Origin of the sequence: Mycobacterium montefiorense (genome assembly GCF_003112775.1) — a bacterium.
In the GTDB taxonomy this organism is placed as follows: domain Bacteria; phylum Actinomycetota; class Actinomycetes; order Mycobacteriales; family Mycobacteriaceae; genus Mycobacterium; species Mycobacterium montefiorense.
In genome coordinates, this window is the sequence record NZ_BFCH01000003.1 from 1 (window position 1) to 742 (window position 742).

At 62.5% G+C, this 742-nt stretch carries 1 protein-coding gene; it reads left to right on the forward strand.

Annotated elements, in window-relative coordinates:
- Positions 1 to 742 (forward strand): AMP-binding protein (locus DB708_RS03510; RefSeq protein WP_165839719.1); only part of this gene is annotated, 742 nt, incomplete at both ends.

Below are 742 nucleotides of genomic sequence, written 5' to 3' on the forward strand. Positions count from 1 at the left end.
ACGGGACTTGCTGAACGCCTTACTGGTCTGGCTGGCCGTGATCTGTGGGTCATTGATGTTGAGGACCCGGCGATCACGACCCAACCCACCACCGCAGTCACGGCGCCCGATCCTGACGATATTGCGTACATCATTTACACCTCGGGCACTACCGGCACCCCCAAAGGTGTTGGGATTCCCCATCGCAATCTGACGCACTTGGCGGAGTCATTGCCTGAGCACCTGTTGTCTGGGCAGGTGTGGACGCAGTGGCATTCCTATAGCTTCGATTTTTCGGTGTGGGAGATCTTTGGGGCCCTGTTGCGTGGTGGGCGGTTGGTGGTGGTGCCCGATGGGGTGGTTTCCTCGCCGCAGGATTTCCACGCGTTGTTGGTGGCCGAGCAAGTCACGGTGTTGAGTCAGACACCGTCGGCGGTCGCGGCGTTGTCGGCGCAGGGTTTGGAATCGGTGGCGTTGCTGCTTGGTGGTGAAGCCTGCCCGCCTGAGGTGGTGGATCGGTGGGCGCCTGGCCGGGTGATGATCAACGCCTATGGCCCGACTGAGACCACGGTGGTTGTGGCCATCAGTGCACCGCTGGTGGCGGGGTCGGTGCCGCCGATTGGGGTTCCGGTGTCGGGGGCGGCGTTGTTTGTGTTGGATGGGTGGTTGCGTGCGGTGCCTGTTGGTGTGGTGGGTGAGTTGTATGTGGCTGGTCGTGGTGTGGGTGTGGGGTATGTGGGCCGGTCGGGGTTGACGGGTTCGC